Source organism: Megasphaera hominis (assembly GCF_014269395.1).
Taxonomy (GTDB): domain Bacteria; phylum Bacillota; class Negativicutes; order Veillonellales; family Megasphaeraceae; genus Megasphaera; species Megasphaera hominis.
Genome location: NZ_JACOGK010000003.1, coordinates 1 through 23,823, shown reverse-complemented (window position 1 = coordinate 23,823; position 23,823 = coordinate 1). Strand labels below are relative to the sequence as shown.

The 23,823-nt window shown below is 49.3% G+C and carries 20 protein-coding genes; 5 read left to right on the top strand and 15 right to left on the bottom strand.

Going from position 1 to position 23,823, the window contains the following annotated elements; genetic code table 11:
- Window positions 1-32: 32 nt before the first annotated feature.
- From ilvD to nifJ, 3 genes are all read right to left on the bottom strand, one after another.
- Complete coding sequence (ilvD, locus tag H8J70_RS01470) at window positions 33-1,700, bottom strand: dihydroxy-acid dehydratase (RefSeq protein WP_186501986.1); 1,668 nt, start codon at window positions 1,698-1,700, stop codon at window positions 33-35.
- 280 nt (window positions 1,701-1,980) lie between these two features.
- Window positions 1,981-3,396 carry an FAD-binding oxidoreductase gene (locus H8J70_RS01465; protein ID WP_186501985.1) on the bottom strand — a complete coding sequence of 472 codons (1,416 nt, stop codon included), beginning with the start codon at window positions 3,394-3,396 and terminating at the stop codon, window positions 1,981-1,983.
- Window positions 3,397-3,545: 149 nt separating this feature from the next.
- Window positions 3,546-7,064: a pyruvate:ferredoxin (flavodoxin) oxidoreductase gene (gene nifJ, locus H8J70_RS01460; protein ID WP_186501984.1), complete on the bottom strand. Its 3,519-nt coding sequence runs from the start codon at window positions 7,062-7,064 to the stop codon at window positions 3,546-3,548.
- 448 nt (window positions 7,065-7,512) lie between these two features.
- Between nifJ and H8J70_RS01455 the strand changes: the two genes are divergently transcribed.
- Both H8J70_RS01455 and H8J70_RS01450 read left to right on the top strand, forming a co-directional pair.
- Window positions 7,513-7,962, top strand: a complete 450-nt coding sequence (locus H8J70_RS01455) for a hypothetical protein (protein WP_186502061.1) — start codon at window positions 7,513-7,515, stop codon at window positions 7,960-7,962.
- A gap of 259 nt (window positions 7,963-8,221) precedes the next feature.
- Entirely contained in the window at window positions 8,222-8,770 is a 549-nt protein-coding gene (locus tag H8J70_RS01450; protein ID WP_186501983.1) for an NADH peroxidase, read from the top strand.
- Window positions 8,771-8,893: 123 nt separating this feature from the next.
- Here the strand turns inward: H8J70_RS01450 and H8J70_RS01445 are convergent, their stop codons facing one another.
- The 7 genes from H8J70_RS01445 to H8J70_RS01415 all read right to left on the bottom strand — a co-directional run bounded on the left by H8J70_RS01445 (window position 8,894) and on the right by H8J70_RS01415 (window position 16,484).
- A complete protein-coding gene (locus tag H8J70_RS01445; RefSeq protein WP_222433534.1) occupies window positions 8,894-9,706 on the bottom strand; it encodes an alpha/beta hydrolase in 813 nt (270 codons plus the stop codon).
- A gap of 248 nt (window positions 9,707-9,954) precedes the next feature.
- Complete coding sequence (locus H8J70_RS01440; RefSeq protein WP_186501981.1) at window positions 9,955-11,166, bottom strand: carboxynorspermidine decarboxylase; 1,212 nt, start codon at window positions 11,164-11,166, stop codon at window positions 9,955-9,957.
- The gene (locus H8J70_RS01435; protein ID WP_186501980.1) at window positions 11,166-12,425 is read right to left on the bottom strand and encodes a saccharopine dehydrogenase family protein; all 1,260 of its coding nucleotides are present in this window, start codon (window positions 12,423-12,425) and stop codon (window positions 11,166-11,168) included. Before H8J70_RS01435 ends, H8J70_RS01440 begins: the two co-directional genes overlap by 1 nt.
- 23 nt (window positions 12,426-12,448) lie before the next feature.
- Window positions 12,449-13,324 (bottom strand): agmatinase, encoded by an 876-nt coding sequence (gene speB, locus H8J70_RS01430; RefSeq protein WP_186501979.1) that lies wholly within the window; start codon window positions 13,322-13,324, stop codon window positions 12,449-12,451.
- A 1-nt stretch (window position 13,325) separates the two neighbouring features.
- Window positions 13,326-14,180, bottom strand: a complete 855-nt coding sequence (speE, locus tag H8J70_RS01425; protein ID WP_186501978.1) for a polyamine aminopropyltransferase — start codon at window positions 14,178-14,180, stop codon at window positions 13,326-13,328.
- 14 nt (window positions 14,181-14,194) lie between these two features.
- Window positions 14,195-15,655, bottom strand: coding sequence for an aminotransferase class I/II-fold pyridoxal phosphate-dependent enzyme (locus tag H8J70_RS01420; RefSeq protein WP_222433533.1), 1,461 nt, complete (start codon window positions 15,653-15,655; stop codon window positions 14,195-14,197).
- Window positions 15,656-16,160: 505 nt separating this feature from the next.
- On the bottom strand, window positions 16,161-16,484 hold the full coding sequence (locus tag H8J70_RS01415; RefSeq protein WP_186501976.1) for a thioredoxin family protein: 324 nt from the start codon (window positions 16,482-16,484) through the stop codon (window positions 16,161-16,163).
- Between the two features lie 232 nt (window positions 16,485-16,716).
- Here H8J70_RS01415 and H8J70_RS01410 point away from each other — a divergent pair, with 232 nt between their 5' ends.
- Window positions 16,717-17,241 (top strand): GNAT family N-acetyltransferase, encoded by a 525-nt coding sequence (locus H8J70_RS01410; RefSeq protein ID WP_186501975.1) that lies wholly within the window; start codon window positions 16,717-16,719, stop codon window positions 17,239-17,241.
- Between the two features lie 91 nt (window positions 17,242-17,332).
- Here the strand turns inward: H8J70_RS01410 and H8J70_RS01405 are convergent, their stop codons facing one another.
- Complete coding sequence (locus H8J70_RS01405) at window positions 17,333-18,538, bottom strand: CaiB/BaiF CoA transferase family protein (protein ID WP_186501974.1); 1,206 nt, start codon at window positions 18,536-18,538, stop codon at window positions 17,333-17,335.
- Window positions 18,539-18,855: 317 nt separating this feature from the next.
- Here H8J70_RS01405 and H8J70_RS01400 point away from each other — a divergent pair, with 317 nt between their 5' ends.
- Window positions 18,856-19,779, top strand: coding sequence for a Rossmann-like and DUF2520 domain-containing protein (locus H8J70_RS01400; RefSeq protein ID WP_186501973.1), 924 nt, complete (start codon window positions 18,856-18,858; stop codon window positions 19,777-19,779).
- A complete protein-coding gene (gene panB, locus H8J70_RS01395; protein WP_186501972.1) occupies window positions 19,733-20,560 on the top strand; it encodes a 3-methyl-2-oxobutanoate hydroxymethyltransferase in 828 nt (275 codons plus the stop codon). The genes H8J70_RS01400 and panB overlap by 47 nt, the downstream gene beginning before the upstream one ends.
- A gap of 158 nt (window positions 20,561-20,718) precedes the next feature.
- Here the strand turns inward: panB and guaA are convergent, their stop codons facing one another.
- The 4 genes from guaA to H8J70_RS12800 form a co-directional block, all read right to left on the bottom strand.
- Window positions 20,719-22,254, bottom strand: coding sequence for a glutamine-hydrolyzing GMP synthase (gene guaA / locus H8J70_RS01390; RefSeq protein ID WP_186501971.1), 1,536 nt, complete (start codon window positions 22,252-22,254; stop codon window positions 20,719-20,721).
- Between the two features lie 157 nt (window positions 22,255-22,411).
- The gene (locus tag H8J70_RS01385) at window positions 22,412-22,963 is read right to left on the bottom strand and encodes a CBS domain-containing protein (RefSeq protein WP_186501970.1); all 552 of its coding nucleotides are present in this window, start codon (window positions 22,961-22,963) and stop codon (window positions 22,412-22,414) included.
- Complete coding sequence (locus H8J70_RS01380; protein WP_186501969.1) at window positions 22,960-23,478, bottom strand: CBS domain-containing protein; 519 nt, start codon at window positions 23,476-23,478, stop codon at window positions 22,960-22,962. Before H8J70_RS01380 ends, H8J70_RS01385 begins: the two co-directional genes overlap by 4 nt.
- 236 nt (window positions 23,479-23,714) lie before the next feature.
- Complete coding sequence (locus tag H8J70_RS12800) at window positions 23,715-23,819, bottom strand: IS3 family transposase (RefSeq protein ID WP_425489114.1); 105 nt, start codon at window positions 23,817-23,819, stop codon at window positions 23,715-23,717.
- Window positions 23,820-23,823 lie beyond the last annotated feature (4 nt).

The following is a 23,823-nucleotide window of genomic DNA, read 5'->3' as shown; positions in this document are numbered from 1 at the left end:
GTTAACACACTCCTTTACTGTAATAGTATGTCTTAGTCTTCAAAAACGGCGCCTTCCATTGCGGAAGAAACGAGTTTCGAATACCGCGATAAGTAGCTTCCCTTCTGAATGTAATTCTGTTCCGGACGCTTCCAGGCAGCTTTACGACGGGCCAGTTCTTCTTCCGGAACCAACAATTCTACACGCTGTTCGTTGAGGTCGATTTCAATCTGATCGCCTTCCTGTACCAGAGCGATCGGACCGCCTTCAGCAGCTTCCGGAGAAACGTGGCCGACGCAGGCGCCGGACGTAGCGCCGGAGAAACGGCCGTCTGTTACGAGGCCTACTTCCTTAGAAAGACCCATGCCGACAATAGCAGCTGTAGCTGTGAGCATTTCGCGCATGCCCGGGCCGCCTTTCGGTCCTTCATAACGGACGACAACGATATCGCCAGGGTTGATTTCGCCACCATAAATAGCTTTTACAGCAGCTTCTTCCTGGTCAAATACACGGGCCGGACCCTGATGATGGAGCATTTCCGGTGCAACGGCAGCTTTTTTACATACAGCACCGCCCGGAGCCAGCGTACCATAGAGGATTTCCAAGCCGCCTGTCTGGGAGTAGGCGTTTTCCGGTGTTTTGATGATTTCGTCATTGATGACTTTGCCATCGGCTACATTGGCTGCTACTTTTTCTCCCGTAACAGTCAGGCAGTCGCCATGGATGAGGCCCAAATCAAACAGTTCCTTCATGACCGCTTTGACACCGCCGGCATAATGGAAGTCAGCCGGATAGCAGCCATTCGTGGCTGGTTTAATCTTAACGAGGTGCGGTACCTTTTTGGCAATATCCGTGAAGACATTGACGTCAAAATCGATATCTGCAGCATGAGCCAGAGCTGTTAAGTGCAATACCGTATTGGTCGAACCGCCGATAGCCATGTCGACGGCAATAGCGTTTTCAATAGCTTCTTTTGTAATAATCTGACGGGGCAGGATGTTATCCCGTACGAGGTCCATGATCTTCATGCCGGTTCTCTTAGCCAAAGCCAGTCTCTGGCCGGTAGCAGCCAGCATATCCGAACCGGGCAGGCAAAGGCCCAAGGCTTCGGTCATATAGTTCATCGTGTTGCCTGTGCCGAGCAGGTTACAAGCACCACAGCCAGGCAGGGCCACTTGTTCACGGCGGGACAATTCATCGCGTGTAATAATACCGCGGACTACGTCGCCCTGGTCAGCCATGAGGTCTGTATAGTTGATCTTGCGGCCATCGATGCAGCCTGTAGCCATGGTACCGCCGCTGATGAGAATAGCCGGAATATTCAGGCGTACAGCTGCCAGGAGCATCCCCGGTGTAATCTTGTCACAGTTCGTAATCAATACCATGGCATCATACTGATGGGCATTAACCATGCATTCGATAGAATCGGCAATCAATTCGCGGCTGGCCAGCGGATAGTGCATACCATAATGGCCTTGGGCAATACCATCGCAGATGGCAATAGTCGGGAATTCTACAGGTGTACCGCCGTTAGCAATAATGCCTTCTTTGACGGCTTTGGCAATGCTGTCCAAATGAACGTGGCCAGGCATGGCTTCGTTCTGTGTATTTACGACGGCAACGATCGGTTTTTCCAGATCTTCCGGCAAAAAGCCCATGGAATAATATAATGCGCGATGTGTTGCTCTTTCAATGCCCTTAGTAGTAATTTCGCTTCTCATAAAACGTATGCTCCTTTTTAAATAAATTGTATAATCGCATTGCCTTAGCACGAACGGGAGCGCACGATATTTTACATATACGTACGTCCTTTCACTTAACGAGACATTCTCTATACGTATTCATGCCCGGCAACTTTAGTCAGAACTATGAGTATCTCTCACAAATGGCCTTACATTTCCGAATAGTTACATCTATAGAATACCATATTGGCCAAATTTTTTATCTTAAAATTTTGACCTTTCATTTAATATTTTTGTCATCCCCAGGTTCGTCCCGGTCTTATTCCGGCAGGGTAAAAATTTTACCGGGATTCAAAATATCTTCCGGGTCGAAGACCTTCTTAATTTCCCGCATGTATTCCAGCTGCACAGGATTGGTAAAGGTTTCCATTTCTTTAATCTTCTTGCAGCCAATGCCGTGTTCCCCTGATAACCGGCCGCCTAGCTGATAGACGAGGCCATAGAGGTCCTGATGGAAGGCATCGAGTTTTTCATTCCACACGTCATCCGGTGTATCACATTGCATGGCATGGACGTGAATGTTGCCATCGCCTATATGGGCCGCCGTAATCGTCCGGATACCGTACTTGCCTTCAAGCTCAGGCAGCTTTTTGATGAGCGTGCTGATTTTATCAATGGGCACGACGATATCTTCTGCATAAAAGACGAGGCTTTCAATGCGCGTCGCTTCAGCGATGTCGCGTCGGGCCCGCCAAATCCGGTCCTGGTCGGCCATCAGCAAATCGACTGCGTGTATACTTTCACATAAGCTGACAATTTTTTCCATCTTCTGGTCTGTTTCTTCTTCCGTCAGGCCATCGATGGTAATGATGACATAGGTGACATTTTCTTCCTCTGCATGAGGCAGGTCGATTTTAAGGTTCTTTTTGCACAAGCGGATACAATTTGTATCCATTAATTCCAAGGAAATAGGATTAATCCCTTCCTTTAAAATCAGGTTAGGCAGCTGCAGTGCGTCATCGATGTCGTGGAACACAGCCAGCAGGTCTGCCGTATTCTTAGGCAAAGGCTGCAATTTCAGCGTCGCTTCGGTGACAACGACCAGTGTCCCTTCGGAACCGATAATCAGCTGTTCCAGGGCATAGCCTGTACTCTGCTTTTTAAGGCGGGCACCGACATCGAGGATTTCGCCACGCGCCGTAACACAGCGCAGGGAATACACCTGATTGCGTGTCGTACCAAAGCGGACAGCCTTGTTGCCGCCGGCATTGGTCGAAATATTGCCGCCAATTTCACAGCCTGCATCGACGCTGCAGGGATCTCCGGCATAGAGCAAGCCATGTTCTTTCGCTGCATTCTGGATTTCAATCGTCGGCGTCCCGGCTTGTACGCGGACAAACATATTGACCGGATCCAATTCCAGGATTTTATTCATCCGGTCGAATACGAGGACAATACCACCGCACACCGGAATGGCGCCACCGGCCAGTCCTGTACCGCCACTGCGCGGTGTAACAGGAATGCGCAAACGGGTTGCCAGTTTCATAATGGCGGCTACTTGTTCCGTCGTTTCAGGATAGACAACAGCTTCCGGCATATGATGATACAACGTATTTTCTTCCTGATCCGTTTTGTAGCCTGCCAGTTTATCCGGATCGTTTGAAGCGTAGTGGGAACCTACGATTTGCTTCAATTCTTCCATAATTTCAGGTGTTACAGATTGATACGGTCGCATTTATCATGACACCTTCTTTTTATATACTAATTTGAGTTATACGAAAAAGTCATTATACACGCCTAAAAAAACAGATCTTGTTCCTGCCAGAACCTGGCCCTGGCAGGAACAACTATCTGTCTATTCTATGGTTAGCATAGAAACGAGCTTTATTTGTCTAAAGATAAGTCAAAGGCTTTTTGCGTTCTTACATAGCTTTCATAACGATCACGCGCATCCTTTTCCGTCTTCTGATACAGTGCTTCAGCTTGATCAGGATCTACCTTCTGGAGAGAAGCAAAGCGTACTTCGCCCATGAGGAAGTCACGGAAGTTAGCCTTCGGTTCTTTCGAATCCAGGCTGAACGGATTCTTGCCCTGATCCTTCAGATCCGGGTTGTAGCGGTACAGCTGCCAGTAACCGGCATCAACGGCACGTTTCTGTTCCAGCTGGCTGCTGCCCTGACCGGCTTTAAGACCGTGGTTAATGCACGGTGCATAGCCGATGATGATGGACGGGCCATCATAGGCTTCTGCTTCGGCAATAGCCTTCATGAACTGATTCGGGTCGGCACCCATAGCTACCTGAGCTACATAAATGTAGCCATAGCTCATGCACATCATGCCCAAATCCTTCTTCTTCGTCCGTTTACCCATCGTAGCGAATTTACCAACAGCAGCCGTCGGCGTAGCTTTGGAAGGCTGACCGCCTGTATTGGAATATACTTCTGTATCGAAGATGAATACGTTGACATTTTCATCCTGTGCCAATACGTGATCCAGGCCGCCGAAGCCGATATCATAAGCCCAGCCGTCACCACCAAAGATCCACGTGCTACGTTTGATCAAATACTGTTTCATGCTATATACGCGTTCTAATTCGTATTTGCCGGCTTTTTCTTTTTCCAGTGCAGCAATGACAGCATCCGAACGTTCCCGTGTGCCGTCGGCTACTTCCATGTTGTCTTCCCAGTCCTGCAGGAGTGCTGCCAGTTCCGGCGAAGCAACGGCTTTGGCATCGTCGACGTAGCCCTTCAGGAGTTCCCGGTTGCTGCGGTCGCCAATGAAGAAGCCTAAGCCATATTCGGCATTATCTTCAAAAAGCGAGTTGCCCCAAGCCGGGCCATGCCCCTGCTGGTTCATCTTGTAGCCGTTTGTCGGCGCACTGCCGCCCCAAACGTTAGAGCAGCCGTGGGCATTGGCAATGATCATGCGGTCGCCGAAGAGCTGCGTAATAACCTTGGCATACGGTGTTTCTGCACAGCCTGCGCAAGCGCCTGTAAATTCGAGGTACGGCATTTCAAACTGCGAGCCTTTTACGGTCGTTTTGTCGAGGAAGTTCGGTTTCTGCGGCAAATCAACGAGGTAATCCCAGAGAGCCGCTTTATCCTGTTCCTTATCATAATCGGTCATTTCCAGTGCCTGAGCCGGGCAAACCTTGACGCACGAGGTGCAGCCCAGACAGTCGTTTACGGAAATAGCAATGGTAAAGTTGTATTTGTCAGTGCCAATGGCTTTCTTCTTAGCCAAACCTGCCGGAGCCTGTGCGGCTTCTTCATCGGTTGTCAGGAACGGACGGATAGCAGCGTGGGGGCAAACGAAGGAGCATTTATTACACTGTACGCATTTATCTACATCCCAAGTCGGTACGAATACGGAAGCACCGCGTTTTTCTTCTTTTGCTGTATCCAGGGGGTATGTGCCATCTTCCCAGCCATCGTAGATGGATACAGGGAATGTATCGCCCTGAAGAGCTTCCATGGGGGCAGCGAATTTCTTGAAGAATTCCGTATGTTTCATCGTGTCCGTTGTCTGATCTTCTGCTGTAGCCCAGCTTTCCGGATACGAAACGGGAACGATGGACTGTACACCGGCATCAATAGCGGCCCAGTTCATGTCGACAACACGCTGGCCTTTATTGCCATACGACGTGACGACGGAATCCTTCAATTTGCTGATTGCCAGATCCAAGGGGATAACGTTAGCCAATTTGAAGAAGGCCGACTGCATGACCATGTTGATACGGCCGCCGAGACCGATCTTCTGTGCAATGGCAACGGCGTCGACAATGTAGAATTTGACATGGTTCTTGGCAATACTGCGTTTCAGGGAAGCCGGCAGTTTTTCTTCCAGTTCAGCCGGAGACCACGTGCAGTTCAAGAGGAATGTGCCGCCTTCTTTGATGCCCTGGAGCAAATCGAAATTATGTACATAGGACTGACGATGGCAGGCAATAAAGTCGGCCTGATGAATCAGATAGGGCATGCGGATCGGTTCTTTACCAAAGCGCAGGTGCGATACGGTTACACCGCCGGATTTCTTGGAGTCATAGGCAAAATACCCCTGTGCATAGAGGTCCGTATTGTCACCGATAATTTTGATAGCCGATTTATTGGCGCCAACAGTACCGTCAGAGCCAAAGCCCCAGAACTTGCAGGCATGGAGTTCTTCCTGGCCCAGGTTGATATCGCTGGTTCTCGGCAAAGAAAGGTTGGTTACGTCGTCGACAATGCCGAGGACGAAATGATTTTTCGGTTCGCTCTGTTCGAGGTTATCGAAGCAGGCAACGACATCAGCCGGCAAATATTCTTTACCGCCCAAGCCAAAGCGGCCGGCATAAATCTGCGGTGCAGCCTGTGCCGTAGCATACGTAGCAGCTACACTCAGGTAAACCGGATCACCATTAGCACCCGGTTCTTTCGAACGGTCCAGAACGGCAATGCGTTTTACCGTCTTAGGCAAAGCGGCCAGGAAGTGTCTTTCCGACCACGGGCGGAAGAGGTGGATATTGAGACAGCCTACTTTACGGCCCTGGGCAACGAGACGGCGGACAGTTTCTTCGGTTACTTCGGCACCACTACCCATGATGACGATAACGTTTTCTGCATCCGGTGCACCTGTATAATTGAAGAGATGATATTCACGGCCTGTAATTTCCTGAACTTTCTTCATATAGTCTTCGACCATATCAGGAATGGCATCGTAGAATTTATTACGCGATTCTAAGTGCTGCATGTAAATATCGCCGGTTTCACAAGCACCACGCCATACAGGATGATCCGGGTTCAAGGCGCGCTGACGGAATTCAAGCAATGCGTCCTGATCGATAAACTGTTCCAAATCCTTATAATCGATAACTTCGATTTTTTGAATTTCATGGGACGTACGGAACCCATCGAAGAAGTTCATGAACGGCACACGGCTGGAAATGGCAGCAGCGTGGGCAATGGCCGACAAATCCATGACTTCCTGTACACTCGATTCAGCAAGCATAGCCACACCGGTGCTGCGGGTCGTCATGACATCGTTGTGTTCAGCAAAAATGGTCAGGGCGTGGGAAGCAACCGTACGGGAAGCTACATGGAATACACCTGGCAATAATTCGCCGGCAATTTTGAACATGCTCGGAATCATGAGCATGAGACCCTGGGAAGAGGTAAAGGTATTGGCTAAGGCACCACACTGCAACGCACCATGCATAGCGGCTACAGCACCGCCTTCAGACTGCATTTCCTGAAGCTTTACAGTATGACCAAATAAATTCTTCTTACCCTGGGCAGCCCATTCATCTACGTGTTCGGCCATCGGCGATGAAGGCGTAATAGGGAATACAGAAGCTACTTCCGTAAACGCATAGGCAATATACGCTGCTGCCGTGTTCCCATCCATCGTTTTAAACTTTCTTTCCATTGTTTTGAACACCTCTCCTAAACTAAATGACTACGTATCAAGTGAAAAAAGCCACTTGCCATATATGAATCTACCATCTTGTAACTATTACGCTTTAAGGATACTACAAAAAGCCTCTCCTTGATTTGAAATTTTTTTACCTCTGTCTTAGTATTTTTACCCATTTTTGACATTCAAATAAATCATAGGTCATACAAGGCATACAAAAAAAGCAAAAACATGTTTCTATAGCGTCTTGCTCTGTTCCCTCATTCCCATCAATTACATTTATGTATTTGCGATATATTCAATAAATTTAAAAGAAAAATTATTTTTTATAGTAACTTTTTTAAATTTTATAAATGATTCTCAACAAATACGCAGATGCCGCAGAATTGCAATGCGAAATAGCCTATGCTATAATGAAGATAAGTATTTGACAAATAATCTGTACAAAGAGGTGTTAATGATGGACGAATTCGATAATATTGCCCAGTACCCTATTTATTTTGCTCCTGGCTGTCAGCTGCTGCAATTGCAGCCTGGTATGGTTTCCGACGTGTATGATTACCTGCGTCATCTGTTTGGTAATAACATTCATCTGTACACGCGCTGCTGTGGTCTCGACGATGCGAACCAGCACAATGAAGAAGCCGTATTTATTACATTATGCGATGCCTGTTTCCGGATTTATGGCTTAACCTATGCCAACCTCCATATGAGAGATTTCTGGGAAGTCTATGATGAATACAAAGATATTTATCCCTTAGGCGATAAGGAACAGGAATTGCGTGCAGCCTTGAAATCCACGCTCTGCGATAACGTCTTCCCGCAGGCCAAATTAAAAGACTGGCTCGACGAATGGAAGAGCTGGAGCACAAGCAACAAAGATTTTAAAGACGAAGCAGCTTTTAAGTAATGCCAAAGACTGGAACGCACAGGTTCCAGTCTTTTTTTGTCTCTTTTTCCGCGTTGTTTGTCTCTTGCTCCCCTGGTATTGACAGTAACCCATGGCACCATAATTTATTTTTTCTAACATATAACAATATTTACAAAAAAAGCCTTGCAATAAGTAATAGACCCTGCTATAATGTAGTTGTAAAAAATAAGAGTTATTTGTTAGTAACAATCAATAGTTAATTTCAAAATGTCTTTAATTACTGTGGGAGGTAATTACTATGAAAAAATTTGTATGTGGCGTTTGCGGTTTTGTATTTGAAGGCAATGAAGCTCCGGAAAAATGTCCGCAGTGTGGCGCTCCGAAAGAAAAATTCTCGGAACTCGTTGAAGGCGAAAAAGTATATGCTGATGAACATCGCGTAGGCATCGCTAAAGGCGTTGATGAAAGAATCCTCGAAGGTCTCCGTCAGAACTTCACAGGCGAATGCTCCGAAGTTGGTATGTATCTCGCTATGAGCCGTGTTGCTGACCGCCAGGGCTATCCGGAAGTTGCCGAAGCTTACAAACGCATTGCTTACGAAGAATCCGAACACGCTGCTAAATTTGCTGAACTGCTCGGCGAAGTCGTAACGGACGACACGAAGAAGAACCTCGAAATGCGTGCTGCTGCTGAACAGGGCGCTTGCGCAGGCAAGAAAGAAATCGCAACCCTTGCTAAACAGCTGAACCTCGATGCTATCCATGATACAGTTCATGAAATGTGCAAAGACGAAGCACGTCATGGCCGCATCTTTGATGGTCTCCTGGCACGTTATTTCGCTAAATAATCTCCTCCTCTTTCTCCCGCTTCTCGTGAAGCGGGAGATTTTTTCTTTTCTGTTTTTAAAAACCGCGAGTCCATACTGAAAATTTCTTTCAATATGGACTCGCGGTTTTATTTCGTTTGTTGCTTATTTAATGACTAATTGTTGTTTATAACCTTTAATCCGCTGCTTCAGTGGCAGCCAATCCAGAACCTTCTTAATATTGCGATCCCAGAATTCCCATACGTGATCGCCATCTTCTTCCCAGAACTCTATCTCTGTCAGCTGGCGGGCTTTTTCGTAAAAGGCGACGTTGCAGGGATATAAGAAATCCTGACGGCCGACGGCACAAAGCATTTTCGGCAGCTCAATTCCCTTTTCTTTGGCCGCTTTAATTTCCACGAGGAGATCGTCTTTACCGCCACGGGGATCCCTATTATCAAAGGTCATCCACTTTTCTGCATCAAAATAGAAATCATCTGAATCATAAAAAATTCCTACGTCGACGACGCCGGACAGGCTGGCTGCTGCTGCATACTGTTCCGGACAAAGGGCCGCAGCGTGCAAGGCGCCGTAGCCTCCCATAGAAAGGCCGGCAATAAACGTGTCTTCCCGCTTCTGGGAAATGCGGAACATGTTGTTCATAATTTCCGGAAGTTCTTTTGTAATATAATCAAAGTAACGATAGCCATGCGGCTGATTAATATAATGGCCCCTGCCTGTCGTAGGCATAACGACGACCAGGCCCATATCCATGACATACTGCTCAATGTTGGTAAAACGAATCCAGCTTGTCTGATCCCGCATGATTCCGTGCAGCAAGTACAAAACCTGGAAAGGGGGTTTGATGACACTGCGCAGCGGCTCAGGCGTGCGCGCACAATTCTGCGGATAAATCACTTCCACGCCCGTATCAATTTTTAAAGCATCGGAATAGAATTCAACGTGAAGAGATGGCATAGGAATCGCTCCTTTCGCTGCAAAGGCAGCCACACGGGAATCCATTACAACGGTAAAAAGACCATATCCCGAAAGGGCCGTAATCGCATACATACAAATGATGCCTATATAAAAGCATATACTATATACTTCCATTATAATTGCAATCTGTTACCCGTCAATATACGAACAGGAAAAAGGCTCCCTGTTACAGGAGCCTTTTTCCTAACCGATTGCCTCACTTGGTGCAAGGCCTCATTTTTTGTTATTTACTTGCCTAAGCGATAGAGAAAATCTTTGTAGCCAAACGTATGGAGACATTCCAATTGTCCCGTTTCGTGCAATACATAAATAGCCGGCAAGGGCATGCCATTGAAGGTATTATTCTTGCAGGTCGTATAGATTGCCATATCGCCGAAGAGGAGAAAGTCTCCCGGCTGGAGAGGCTGAGCAAAGCTATAATCGCCAATAACGTCACCGGCCAGACAGGTCGGTCCGCCTAAGCGATAGGTATAGGACTGCTCCCCGGCTTCACCGGAACCATACAGGGGTGGCCGGTACGGCATTTCAATGACATCCGGCATATGGCAGGCAGCGCTCGTATCAACCATAGCCACGTGCGTCGTGCCGTTAACCAGTACATCGAGCACTTCTGTCGCCAAATAGCCGGCATTGAGAGCCCACGCTTCCCCCGGTTCCAGATAGACCTCGACGTGCCACTTTTTCTGAGCCGTCGTGATGCAGGTTTCCAGTTCGGCCAGATCATACCCTGGGCGCGTCACGTGATGACCACCACCCATATTGAGCCATTTCAGCTGCGGCAGGATAAAGCCGAACTTCTCTTCTACAGCCTTCAGTGTCGTCGCCAAGGCAGACGAATCCTGTTCACAGAGTGTATGGAAATGGAGGCCGTCCAAGAGAGCAATCAGATCTGCTGTCATATGCGCATCCCATTGGGCCCGCGTCGTGCCGAGACGGCTGCCCGGTGCACACGGGTCATAGAGGGACGTCCCCTCTTGTGTCGAGCATTCGGGGTTAATCCGCAGGCCCAGGCTGCGGCCGGCAGCTTTAGCCGCCGGACCGAATTTAGCCAGCTGGGAAGGCGAATTAAAGACGATATGATCGGCATAGCGGATGACCTCAGGAAATTGAGTTTCCTTATAGGCACCGCAATAGACATGAACTTCTTTTCCCGGCATCTTTTCGGCACCCAGACGGGCCTCATAAAGGCCACTGGCCTCAGTACCACTCACGTAGTCTGCCAAAAGAGGGTATAAGTCGTAATTGGAAAAGGCTTTCTGGGCCAAGAGGAAATGACAGCCCGTCCGCTTGGCAATGGCTGCCATCATTTCTCCATTATGACGCAGCATAGCTTCGTCAAGAATGTAGCACGGCGTCGGCAGCTGGCCGAAGAGTTCTTTTGGTGTTTTCCCGTGCAGGCCTGCAAAAGCAGGCGGCACGGTATATAAAGACGTCGTCATTACGGCACCAAAACGGGATGATGCGTTTCCGAACGGGGCAGTCCATGCTGATCGAGCGCATCCAGGAACGGATCGGGATCCAGTTCGTCTACAGTATAGACACCGGGTTTGTTCCATTTACCCGTCAGCATCATGAGGGCCCCACACATAGCCGGTACGCCTGTCGTATAGCTGACACCCTGGCTGCCCACTTCACGATAACATTCTTCGTGATCACAAATGTTATAGATATAATAGGTCTTTTCCTGGCCATCCTGCTTGCCCGTAAAGATGCAGCCAATGTTTGTCTTGCCTTTTGTCCGGGGACCGAGGCTGGCCGGATCCGGCAAGAGTGCCTTGAGGAACTTGATGGGCACAATCTGATGGCCTTCAAATTCGATGGGGCTCGTCGAAAGCATGCCGACGTCTTCGAGACAACGCATGTGATCGAGATAGCTCTGGCCAAAGGTCATAAAGAAACGAATCCGTTTTGCTTCCGGAATGGTCTGGGCCAGGCTTTCAATTTCTTCGTGATGCAGGAGGTACATATCCTTGTCACCGACCTGGTCGAAATTGTATTCCCGTTTGATGCTCATAGCCGGGATTTCTACCCAATGGCCGTCTTCCCAATAGCTGCCCGGTGCGGATACTTCGCGCAGGTTAACTTCAGGATTGAAATTCGTCGCAAAGGCATAGCCATGGTCGCCACCATTGCAGTCGAGGATATCAATCGTATCAATCGTATCGAATTCATGCTTTTTAGCATAGGCACAATAGGCCTGGGTAACGCCCGGGTCAAAGCCGCAGCCTAAGAGGGCCATGAGTCCGGCTTTTTCGAATTTTTCACGATAGGCCCACTGCCAGCTGTAATCGAAATAGGCCGAGAAACCTTCTTCTTTGCAGCGTTTTTCATAAATAGCACGCCATTCCGGGTCGTCCGTATTTTCCGGTTCGTAGTTGGCCGTATCCATATAGTTCACACCACAAGCCAGGCAGGCATCCATGATAGTCAGGTCCTGATACGGCAAGGCGACGTTCATTACCAGATCGGGCTGGTACGATTTGATGAGGTCAATCAGCTGCTGTACGTCGTCAGCATCAACCTGGGCCGTCGTAATTTTAGTCTGTGTCTTGCCTATAAGCTTGGCTGCCAGGTCGTCGCATTTGGATTTCGTCCGGCTGGCGATGCACAATTCCGTAAAGACCTCGCTCACCTGACAACATTTCTGAATGGCTACGGAAGCAACACCGCCACAGCCAATAACAAGTACTTTGCTCATAATTTCGTCTCCTTTCCCCCTTCTTATGCAGAGGGGCAGCATTTCTTTTCTAAAGCTAACAGCATTTCCCGTACGACCTTGCAGGCCGTTGCCGTCGATACACCACTGGCGTCCAGCATGGGCGCCAGCTCATTGACATCGGCGCCAATGACACGGGTTGTGCAGACAGCGCGCAACGCGCGCAGTAATTCCATAAACGTGACTCCCCCTGCTTCGGGCGTACCGGTGCCGGGAAATGCAGACGGGTCCAGACAATCGAGATCGATTGTAAAGTATACCGGTACCTGGCGCTGCCGCAGGTCTTTGACCAGTGACTCTACGCAGGCAAAGCTAAAGGGATGCATATCCGTATGCTCTTTGGCAAAGAGAAATTCCTCCCGTTCACCACTACGGATGGCAAATTGATGAATGCGGCCATCGCCGACGAGATCATGGCAGCGCCGCATGACGCAGGCATGACTGAGCTTAGCCCCGAGATAATCGTCCCGCAGGTCTGCATGGGCATCAAACTGGATGATGTGCAGATCCGGGTATAGTTCCAAGGCCGCCCGGACAGCGCCGAGGGTTACCAGGTGCTCGCCGCCCAAGAGAAAGGGCAGCTTGCCGTCGCCTAAGATGATGGCAGCCCGCGCCTGAATATCGGCCAGGGCTGCGTCAGAGCTGCCAAAACAAAGCTCCAGGTCACCACTGTCGAAGACGGCACAATCCGTCAGATCTGCATGCTGGTAAAGACTGAATGTTTCCAGGCCAAAGCTTTCATGGCGGATGGCCGGCGGGCCAAAACGGGCGCCGGGGCGGAAGCTGGTTGTCGAATCAAAAGGGGCCCCGTAGAGCACGATGCGGGCTTTTTCGTAGGGTACGTTGCAGGCAATAAAGGTTTCTACATTGGGTGACAGCATCCTACTTTTCCACCTCCTGCAGCATTTCTTCCAGGAATGCCGGCAGCCAGAAAGAGCCTACGTGCAGACGCGTTGTGTAATAGCGCGTATGCAAGTGCAGGGCAGACCAGGCTTCGGCGTCGAGATCATTTACAGGGTGATATTTTTTGCTGGCAAAGCCAAAGAGCCAATACCCGGCGGCATACGTCGGGATATGAGCCTGATAGACCTTGCTGATCGGGAAGGTCTGGGCAATGCGCTGATGGCTTCGCTGCATGGCCTGGGCATCTTCCGAATAGAAAGGGCTGCCCTGCTGGTTGACCATAATGCCATCAGCCTTGAGGGCGTGGAAACAGCTGCCATAAAACTCCCGTGTAAAGAGGCCTTCTGACGGACCAAAGGGATCCATGGAATCGACGATGATCAAGTCATATTCCGCTTCACAGCTGCGAATAAATTTCAAGGCATTTTCAAAATGGATGTGTACACGGCTGTCATCGAGACGGCACGCATTGCCGGGCAGGTAATTACGGCAAGCCTGGACAACTTCCGGATCCATTTCGACGAGGTCGATCCGTTCGACCCGGTCGTAACGCGTCAGTTCCCGTACGACGCCGCCATCGCCGGCACCAATAACCAGGATGACCTTGCAGTCCTGATGGACAGCCATGGGCACATGGGTTATCATTTCATCATAAATGAATTCGTCCCGTTCCGTCAGCATGACGTTACCGTCCAGCGTCAGAACGCGGCCAAATTCCGGTGTTTCGAAAATGTCGATACGCTGGTATTCGCTCTGCTTAGAATACAAATGACGGTTTACACGGATGCTATGCTTAACATCCGGTGTATGAAATTCACTAAACCAAAATTCCATCAAATCCCCCTCTTTCAGGCCAATACATTAATGCGCTGCAAATCCGGATCTTCTGAGCCGGTCATGCTGCAGCCTTTTTCTTTAGCGTACTGAATATGTTCCAGTATGTCTTTCGTAATTTTTTCTCCCGGTGCCAAAATAGGAATACCCGGCGGGTAACACATAACGAATTCGCTGCAGACGCGGCCTTCGCTTTCTTCCAGGGGCAAACTGATTTTATCGGCATAAAACGCTTCCTGCGGGCTCATGACGACGACCGGTTCTACGTATTCCTGGGTCAGCATGCCGGCAGGGCTCTTCTGATAGTGCCGGCGAATTTCTGCCAAGGCGCTGACCAGGCGTTCCAATTCCTGCATACGGTCGCCCATGGAGAGATAGGCCAGGATATTGCCGATATCACCAAATTCGATTTGGATATCGTATTCATCCCGCAAAATGTCATAGACTTCAATGCCGGCCAGGCCGATATCCAGCGTATGAATACTGAGCTTTGTAATATCGAAATCAAAAACCGAGTCGCCATTCATCAGTTCCCGGCCAAAGGCGTAATAGCCGCCGATCGCATTGATTTCCTGCCGCGCATAGGCCGCCATGTCGACGACTTTATGGAAAATTTCCGGGCCGTGCAAAGCCAGGTGGCGACGGCTGATATCGAGGCTGGACATGAGCAGGTAGCTCCCGGAAGTAGTCTGCATAAGGTTAATAATCTGCCGCACATAACCGGCATGAATATTAGGACCGATGAGAAGGAAGCTCGACTGGGTCAGACTGCCACCGCTTTTATGCATCGATACAGAGGCCATATCGGCACCGGCAGCCATAGCCGATACAGGCAGACCGTTGCCAAAATAAAAATGGGTACCGTGGGCTTCATCGACGAGGCAGCGCATGCCGGCAGCATGCGCCATATTGACAATAGCCCGCAGGTCACTGCAAATACCATAATATGTCGGGTTATTTACCAGAACGGCTACGGCCTTGGGATGCTTGGCAATGGCCTTGGCCACTTCTTCGCGCTGCATGCCCAGGGAAATACCTAAGCGGGCATCGATAGCCGGGTTGACATATACCGGAATGGCACCGCACAGGACGAGTGCATTGATGACGCTTTTATGTACATTGCGTGGCAAAATGATTTCATCGCCCCGCTTACAGACGGTGAGGATCATGCTCTGTACAGAGCTTGTCGTACCGCCAACCATGAGAAACGCGTGGGCTGCATGAAAGGCTTCTGCAGCCAAATCTTCGGCTTCCTTGATGACCGATACAGGATGACACAGGTTATCCAGCGGTTTCATACTGTTGACGTCGACGCCGACACACTTTTCGCCCAAAAAGGCCGTCAGTTCCGGATTGCCCCGGCCCCGCTTATGGCCTGGTACGTCAAAGGGAACGACGCGCATTTCCCTAAATTTCTGGAGCGCCTCATAAATCGGCGCCCGACTCTGATCCAAATGATGTTTACGTGTTTCCAAAATTTCCATACACCCCCAGATTGCCTATAAAAAAAGCGCAAGCTGTGCCTGGCACAACTTGCGCTCCTATTCGGGCAATGAACTGTCTTTCGTCATACGGCCTAAAGGCACGCACAAAAACAGACCACAACGGGACGGATGATCAGAGTCTATATAGCAATTCTACTTTTACTACTCGTATTGACCGTTTCACAAGTTAGCGCACAGGCGCATTTCGGTTATGAAGTAACCAACTTTTGAAAGCTGAGCGCATGTCACTCAATCAATAAGGCAGCACCTAAAAGGCTGCCAATCGGCAGTGGACCCGGCTGTCCGTATGGCCTTGACTTTTCCCATGGAAAGTGGTCCCGTACAATTGCTTTGAAAAGACCCTTGCCGTTATCTTTTCAAAATCAGACATCATTTTATCATGACTTAAAGGTATTGTCAATTTCCACCTTACCGGGAGAGTGCTTTATAGTGCTGATGAACAGGCAACAGAGCTCCCCTCCGGCAACAGTATACCTTATACGTGTGCCAGCACAGCCTGCTTCAGTGTTTCTAAGGGCATCGCTCCGATCTTGCGGTCGACGACGCGGCCGTCCTTAAAAATCAGAAACGTCGGCAAGACTTCGACTTCATACTGCTGCACCAATTCCGGTTCCGCATCACTGTCCACCTTGCCGAAGAAAACCTGATCGCCTAACTGGGATGAAAGCGCTGCATACACAGGAGCCATCTGGGTGCAATAACCGCACCAGGTAGCCCAAAAATCGACGACAGCCACACCTTTATGGGATACGACACTGCCAGTAAAATCAGACGTTGTTAATTCTTTTACGTTGCTCATAGGACATGCTCCTTTATCTTTTTAATTATACCATTAAATACTCCTGTCGTCATGGCCTTAGCCACCAGCAGAGAGGCTGACGAAACGAATGGGAATATCTTATTTCTGTTTTTATTGTATCACGCTATTCTATTTTGTCAAATTAAATTTGTTAAAATCTTTTTTGTATCTTGCCTAACCGGCCTGCCTGCGCGTATACTTAACCTATACTAAGAAAGAGGGGGCGATCAACATGATTCGCATAGCCACCAAGGCTGATATTCCACACGTTGCCGCAACGTACTGCGAGCTGTTAACGTACGAGCAGGAGCACGGCACCCATTCCAATTGGGTTCTCGACGTGTACCCAACGGAAGAAACAGCAGAAACAGCGTTTCAAAAGAACTACCTTTACGTATTGGAAGAAGAAGGTACTATCTGTGGCAGTGTCATTCTGAACCAGCTGCAGCCGGAAGAGTATACTGCCGGTACCTGGCATTATGAAGCAACACCTGAGCAGGTACTCGTCATTCATACTCTCTGTATTCCCCCCAGTCAGGCTGGCAAGGGCTACGGCCGCAGGCTGGTACAGTATGCCATTACGGTGGCACAGGAACGAAAGCTGCCGGTCATCCGGCTCGATACGTGGGCGGGAAATAAACCGGCAGCCACACTGTATCAGAACATGGGGTTTCTCCCTGCCGGCGGAGCTCACGTTCTGCTGCAAGGACTAATCCCTGAAGAGCAAATATTTTTTGACCGCGCCATCACCTGGTGAACCAGGCAGTCTCTTAGCCAAATACCCCGGACCGTCATGCCTCAGGCAAAAAACGGTCCGGGGTATTTATATACACCTTGACAGGCAGTGGTCAAATAATTTTATCCTTACGCAAGGCAGCCACTTCTTCCGGCGTGTAGTGAAGCATAGACGTGAGGTACTCTTCCGTTTCTTCTCCCAGTTCCGGCGCCCGTTTATAAATATCTGCATGACCGTTGGCAAATTTGAAAACAGTGCCGGTCAAATGCATCATACCCGTTTTGGGTCCTTCTATGTCGACAAACATCTTTCTGTCACCGGCAATATGAGGATCTTTTGTAATACGGGCAATATCGAAGACGACACAGGCCGGGCAGCCACTATCATTGAGGGCTTTTACAACCTCATCGGCTTTTTTGTCAGCCGCCCATTCTTCGATCATCTGTTTCAGGATTACATGGTTCTGCAAGCGCAGGTCATTGGTTTGAAAGCGCGGATCGCCGGCTGCATCGGTGCGTCCCATTACCTCAAGCAAAATATGGAACAGTTTATCATTGCCACAGGCAATGACGAAGGTTTCATCTTGTGCTTTAAATGTATCATAGGGATAGGCAGCATTATACATGTTGCCGTTTCGTTCCGGTACCTTGCCCGTAGTAAAATACCACTGAGGCAGGAAATCCAGACCGGCAACGACGGAATCGACTAAGGCGATATCGACTTTATCACCATGGCCAGTCTGCTGGCGGCGGATATACGCGCTGAGAACACCGACCGTCAGATTCAGGCCGCTCAGCAGATCCGCCATAGCCGGACCCGTTCGCGTCGGTTCACCACCGGGCCAGCCGGTCGTACTCATGAGACCGCCTACGGCCTGACCGACAATATCATACCCAGGCTTTTGCGAATACGGGCCGGTCTGGCCAAAGCCGGAAACGGCACCATAAATCAGGCCGGGATGAATTTTTTCTAAATCCGTATAGCCAAGGCCCATCTTGTCCATCACACCGGGACGGAAATTTTCCAAAAGAATATCAAAATGAGGCAGCAATTCCTTAAATATTTCCTTGCCTCTATCTGTCTTCAGATTCAGCGTAATAGAATTCTTATTACGGTTAAAAAGCTGGAACATCATGGATTCGCCGTTTTGGAAGGGCGGATATGCCCGGGCATCATCGCCTACTCCCGGCACTTCCAATTTTACCACTTCGGCGCCCATATCAGCCAGCATCATGCCGCAATACGGACCGGCAATAACCCGCGTCATATCCAATACTTTTAAGCCTTTTAATACGTCAGGCAGTTTATTTTGTTCCATTTCCGGTTCCCCTTTCGTTGCTGCAAACGGGATATCTTTACCAATAAAGCATCTTTATTATTAACAAATTTTAATTATTACCTATTTAAAGAATATCATATTACAAGGTCTTCTGGCAAGCATTTTTTACATTCTTATCTTCTGTACAGTGCATTCACGCCGGGCAACGGCCTATGTTAATAACACATTGACAATAGCCGCTGTTCTATGCTAGACTTTGAAGCGATGGACGGTATTCCTTACGGAAGCTGTACTGCATATATCTGAATCGGTTCTCCACCGTAACTGTGTCATGCATCACCGAAAGGGGTGATTACATGAAGGTTGGTTTTATCGGAGCGGGAAAAGTAGGTTTTACACTGGGAAAATATTTTTGCCAGCACGGCGTTGAAGTTACAGGTTATTATAGCCGCAACATTCAATCGGCTCAAAGAGCGGCAGCATTTACGGCATCAGACGTTTACTCGGAAAGAAACGATCTGATCGCTGAGAGTGATGTATTATTTTTCACAGTTCCCGATGGTTGTATTGCTTCTGCCTACGAAGCGGTACGTAATGAAACGATTCAAGGAAAAATCTTTTGTCATTGCAGCGGGGCCATGACTGCAACTGCAGCCTTCCCTGATATAGAGCAGCGTGGAGCCTTTGGCTTCTCCGTTCATCCGTTAGTTGCTGTAAGCGATCCCTATGAAGCTTACCACGAACTGGCGGATGTTTTTTTTACGCTCGAAGGGTCTGAGAAAAAGCACGCCTTCTTTCAAGCATGGCTGGAAGGGCTGGGCCTGCACGTGCAGGCCATAGACGGCCACAAAAAAGCAGCCTATCACTGTGCAGCTGCTATTGCCAGTAATTTGGTCGTCGCCCTTTTCGCCGAAAGCCAGTCACTTCTCGAAGCGTGCGGCTTTACGCCGGAAACAGCGCGCCAGGCCCTCTCGCCCCTCTTTCTGGGCAATGCCCGTCACGTCGCTCAGGCGGGACCGGTAGCAGCCCTGACGGGACCTGTAGAACGAGGCGATGCAGATACGCTGCAAAAACACATGCGCATCCTGCCGTTCCCGGACCGGGAGTCGTATGTACTGCTCTCACAAAGGCTGGTCGCCTTAGCCGAGCAAAAGCATCCCACGCGGGATTACACGGCCATCAAATCATATATACAACAGGAAACGATGCGGTTTCCCGGAAAGGATGATTCCTATGAAAAATACGGTACGAACCTTTGCAGAAATGAAAGAACGCGGTGAAAAGATTTCCATGCTGACGTGCTACGATTACTCCACAGCTAAGCTGCAGGAAAAGGCCGGCATCAATGCTATTCTCGTCGGCGACTCCCTGGGCAACGTCATGCTCGGCCTGCCGGATACACTGTCCGTTACGATGGAAGACATGATCACCTTTGGTCATGCCGTGGCCCGTGGCTGCCACGACACGATGGTCGTTATCGATATGCCTTTCATGTCCTATCAGGTTTCCATCGAACAGGCTGTAACAAACGCCGGCCGCCTCATGAAGGAAGGCCGTGGCAACGCGGTCAAGCTCGAAGGCGGCGCTGCTGTATGCCCGCAAATCCGGGCTATTACCGACGCCGGCATTCCGGTCATGGCTCATTTAGGCATGACGCCACAATCGGTCAATTCCCTCGGTGGCAACCGCGTCCAGGGAAAAAATGAAGAAGCCGCCAAGCAGCTCATCGACGACGCCCTGGCTATCGAGAAAGCCGGTGCCTTCTCCGTCGTTCTCGAGTGTGTACCGGCCAAATTAGCCGCCCTGATTACGAAAAAACTGACGATTCCGACCATTGGCATCGGCGGTGGTGCCGGCTGCGATGGCCAGATTCTCGTCTACCAGGATATGCTCGGTCTCTTCAGCGACTACACGCCAAAATTCGTCAAACACTTCGGTGAAGTTGGCGCCGCCATGGAGGCGGCCTTTGCGGCCTACGTCAAAGAGGTACAGGCCGGTACCTTCCCGGATGATGCCCATTCCTTCAAGATTGATGACGACGTCATGGAACGGCTCTACTAAAAAAACAGACTTTATAATAAAAGTCAGTGGACTTGTGACCAATCTCTTCCATGTCCCCTGCTTTTATATAAAGAAAAACAAGCTCCCTTATGAGGTACACAAGATGTACACTTATAAAGGAGCTTGTTTTATATCAAAGAATCAATGCCCTGCAGACCTTATTCCCATTCAATGGTGGAAGGCGGTTTGCTCGTAATATCGTAAACGATACGGTTGATGTGGTCTACTTCGTTGACGATGCGGCTGGAAATCTTGTCGAGGACATCGTAAGGAATACGGGCCCAGTCAGCTGTCATGAAGTCCGTCGTCGTAACGCCGCGGAGCGCTAAGGTGTAATCGTATGTACGGAAGTCACCCATAACGCCGACAGACCGGTTATTGGTGAGGACGGCAAAGTACTGGTTGATAGAGCGCTGCAAGCCTGCATTGGCAATTTCTTCGCGGAAAATAGCGTCGGCATCACGGAGGATAGCCAGCTTGTCCGTTGTAATTTCGCCCATAATGCGGATAGCCAGGCCCGGGCCCGGGAAGGGCTGACGCCAAACAAGATAGTCCGGCAGGCCTAATTCGGCACCCAGTTCGCGGACTTCATCTTTAAAGAGGTTGCGCAGCGGTTCGATGAGGCCTTTGAAATCGACAACTGCCGGCAGCCCGCCTACGTTATGATGGCTCTTAATGACGGCAGCATCGCCGGCACCGGATTCGATGACGTCCGGATAAATCGTACCCTGGGCGAGAAAATCGACAGCGCCGATCTTGCGGCCTTCGTCTTCAAAGACACGGATGAATTCTTCGCCAATAATCTTTCGTTTCCGTTCCGGATCGGTGACACCGGCCAATTTATCGAGGAAGCGCTTAGAGGCGTCGACGCGGATAAAATTCATGCCGCTGTCTTTAAAAGCGCCTTCTACTTCATCCCCTTCGTTTTTACGCAGGAGGCCGTGGTCAACGAAGATACAGGTCAGCTGATTGCCGACGGCCTTAGAGATAAGAGCCGCTGCGACAGAGCTGTCTACGCCGCCGGAAAGAGCCAGGACGACCTTGCCTGTACCGACGGTTTCCTTGATCTGGGCTACTGCCGTCTTAGCGTAGTTGGCCATCGTCCAGGAGCCGCTGCAGCCACAGACTTCAAAGAGGAAATTGTGCAGCATTTCCTTGCCGTGTTCCGTATGGAGTACTTCCGGATGATACTGCATAGCATAGAGCTTCCGTTCCGGATTCTGCATCGCCGCAACAGGGCAGTTTGCCGAGTGGGCAATAATGGAAAAGCCTGCCGGCAGGCTGGCAACGTAGTCCTGATGACTCATCCAGACAACTTCCCGTTCTGCCAGGCCCTTAAACAGGGGCGATGTCGTATCTACCGTCGTTTCGGTCTTGCCGAATTCGCGCCGGTCTGCATGTTTGACTTCCCCGCCCAGGGTCTGGGCCATAAACTGCATGCCATAGCAAAGGCCTAAAACCGGAATACCTGCGGCAAATACGTCTGCCTCGATTTTCGGTGCGTTGTCTTCATATACACTGGCCGGACCGCCCGTAAAAATAATGCCCTGGGGCTGTAATTCCTTAATCTTGGCCATTGCCTTCTGGTACGGATAGACTTCACAATATACGTGGTTCTCACGCACGCGTCGCGCGATAAGCTGATTATACTGACCGCCAAAATCGACAACAATGATGAGTTCTTTGTTATCCATTAGTGCCTCCTCTGAATTGGTACAGACAGGTAATCCTGTCTTCACTTTTAGTAATTTATATATTATAGCACAAGGCCTATAGAGTGACTAGGGCAATACGGGTGTACAAACAAAAAAAGCGTCCTTATGGGCGCTTTCTTTGTGTATCTCTTTGCTGTTACTGCTGTGGTTCTACTTTCGTCGTGCAGAATTCCTTGTATAAATCCTGAAGGATATTGGTACGCGTAATGATACCGACAACCCGGTGGTTTTCTACGACAGGCAGTACCTTTAAATGTTCAATAACCATGACACCGGCAATCTGTTCCGTATCTGCTTCCGGCGTGGCAATAATCACGTCTTTCGTCATGATTTTTTCACATGGTTCGTCCATCAGTTTTTTGAAGTCCTTCGCGTAGCCATTCATACGGTTCGTGAAAATCTTGGAACCGATGATCGGCAGCGACCGTGGTACGTGTGGTTTCGTCTGTTTATACATGAGATCCGCACTGGTAATGAGACCGATCAGATGGTCTTCTTCGTCGACGACGGGAATTGCCATGAGCCGGTATTTGATAAACATACGAAAGACCTTGCGTACAGGCGTATCGGGGGTAACCGTCAGGAATAATTTATACATGACGTCACGCACTTGCACGACAGGCCGGTTCTTTGGGTCTATCGTACCGTTAGGTACGGCGCCGGTTCGCTTATCCTGGTCTTCACTCATTCGTTCAGGTCTCCTTTCTCTTCTGCTTCTACGCCGTCTTCCAGGCCGTCTTCCCCGTATTCATTATACAATTCGTCGAGGATATTGCCACGGGTAACGACGCCGACAACGTGCTTATCTTCTACAATAGGAATAACCTTCAAGTGTTCTGCCACCATGACGCCGGCAATCTGTTCAATTGCCGCATCGGGAGCAGCAATAATGACGTCTTTCGTCATCATTTCCTTCGCCGTGCAGGCCATGAGTTTTTTAAAGCCCCGGTTATAGGCGCTAATGCCGCTATAGTAGATGCTGGCGCCTAAGAGGTTTACATAATGGGGTACATGGGGTTTTACCTTTTTGTACAAAAGATCCGCGTCGGTAACGATGCCTACGAGTTCTTTATTTTCGTTGACAATAGGAATTGCCGTTATTTTATGTTTGACAAACATGTCTACCAGAGCAAAAACCGACGTTTCCGGATGGGCCGTTACAAACGCTTTTTCCATAATATCCGCTGCTGTACGTTTGGCCATAATATCCACTCCTTTTTATACGAGAACAGGGCACCGTCGTACAGGGTGCCGCTCCGTTCTAGTTCCATTATAACATCTATATATAAAGAATTAGACAAAAATTGTCGATTTCCTGCTTTTCTCCTGTAAAAAAACAAGAGCCAGTCCTGTGACGGAATGAACCGCTCCCCGTCAAGTAGACAGAGCAAAAAATAAAACATGTACTTATTACTGCCACCGATATCCGGTGGCAGTTTTTATGCTGCCACGTAATAGTTATTGTGCTTTTCCATCGGGGTTACTACACCCAGTTTTCTCTGTAAACGCTTAGTATTGTAATAGCCAATGTAATCCTCAATCATTGCA

Bases quoted from the DNA above. Each gene is read 5' to 3' on its own strand.
- H8J70_RS01450 (WP_186501983.1), top strand. From the start codon at position 8,222: ATGAAAAAATTTGTATGTGGCGTTTGCGGTTTTGTATTTGAAGGCAAT.
- nifJ (WP_186501984.1), bottom strand. From the start codon at position 7,064: ATGGAAAGAAAGTTTAAAACGATGGATGGGAACACGGCAGCAGCGTAT.
- speB (WP_186501979.1), bottom strand. From the start codon at position 13,324: ATGCTGTCACCCAATGTAGAAACCTTTATTGCCTGCAACGTACCCTAC.
- panB (WP_186501972.1), top strand. From the start codon at position 19,733: ATGAAAAATACGGTACGAACCTTTGCAGAAATGAAAGAACGCGGTGAA.
- guaA (WP_186501971.1), bottom strand. From the start codon at position 22,254: ATGGATAACAAAGAACTCATCATTGTTGTCGATTTTGGCGGTCAGTAT.
- H8J70_RS01465 (WP_186501985.1), bottom strand. From the start codon at position 3,396: ATGCGACCGTATCAATCTGTAACACCTGAAATTATGGAAGAATTGAAG.
- H8J70_RS01435 (WP_186501980.1), bottom strand. From the start codon at position 12,425: ATGAGCAAAGTACTTGTTATTGGCTGTGGCGGTGTTGCTTCCGTAGCC.
- H8J70_RS01445 (WP_222433534.1), bottom strand. From the start codon at position 9,706: ATGCCATCTCTTCACGTTGAATTCTATTCCGATGCTTTAAAAATTGAT.
- H8J70_RS01455 (WP_186502061.1), top strand. From the start codon at position 7,513: ATGGACGAATTCGATAATATTGCCCAGTACCCTATTTATTTTGCTCCT.
- speE (WP_186501978.1), bottom strand. From the start codon at position 14,180: ATGGAATTTTGGTTTAGTGAATTTCATACACCGGATGTTAAGCATAGC.
- H8J70_RS01440 (WP_186501981.1), bottom strand. From the start codon at position 11,166: ATGACGACGTCTTTATATACCGTGCCGCCTGCTTTTGCAGGCCTGCAC.
- H8J70_RS01385 (WP_186501970.1), bottom strand. From the start codon at position 22,963: ATGAGTGAAGACCAGGATAAGCGAACCGGCGCCGTACCTAACGGTACG.
- H8J70_RS01415 (WP_186501976.1), bottom strand. From the start codon at position 16,484: ATGAGCAACGTAAAAGAATTAACAACGTCTGATTTTACTGGCAGTGTC.
- H8J70_RS01405 (WP_186501974.1), bottom strand. From the start codon at position 18,538: ATGGAACAAAATAAACTGCCTGACGTATTAAAAGGCTTAAAAGTATTG.
- H8J70_RS01400 (WP_186501973.1), top strand. From the start codon at position 18,856: ATGAAGGTTGGTTTTATCGGAGCGGGAAAAGTAGGTTTTACACTGGGA.
- H8J70_RS12800 (WP_425489114.1), bottom strand. From the start codon at position 23,819: ATGATTGAGGATTACATTGGCTATTACAATACTAAGCGTTTACAGAGA.
- H8J70_RS01410 (WP_186501975.1), top strand. From the start codon at position 16,717: ATGATTCGCATAGCCACCAAGGCTGATATTCCACACGTTGCCGCAACG.
- H8J70_RS01380 (WP_186501969.1), bottom strand. From the start codon at position 23,478: ATGGCCAAACGTACAGCAGCGGATATTATGGAAAAAGCGTTTGTAACG.
- ilvD (WP_186501986.1), bottom strand. From the start codon at position 1,700: ATGAGAAGCGAAATTACTACTAAGGGCATTGAAAGAGCAACACATCGC.